Below are 249 nucleotides of genomic sequence, written 5' to 3' on the forward strand. Positions count from 1 at the left end.
TGGCAGCCTACCGGGCAACTATGGCAGTGACTATAGGTATCCGACTGCCGACAGTGTGGCTTACTACAAGAACAAAGGTATGAACATTGTGCGTCTGCCTTTTCTCTGGGAGCGGCTGCAGCCGACCGAGGCTGTGTGAAAACACGTTACTCTTGTCCATCGAGTAACTCGCTAGTCATCGGTGCCGCTGGGCTTGAAACGAAGGGTGATGGTTGTTTCACTCATTGAAAGGAACGCGCATACCTGCTC

1 pseudogene is annotated in these 249 nt (G+C 52.6%); it reads left to right on the top strand.

The window, feature by feature from the left end:
- Positions 1–127, top strand: a pseudogene (locus ACLFKU_RS44945) (glycoside hydrolase family 5 protein); the annotation flags it as partial.
- Between the last annotated feature and the right edge of the window lie 122 nt (positions 128–249).

This window comes from Paraburkholderia sp. EG304, assembly GCF_046543485.1.
GTDB classification, from domain to species: Bacteria; Pseudomonadota; Gammaproteobacteria; order Burkholderiales; family Burkholderiaceae; genus Paraburkholderia; species Paraburkholderia youngii.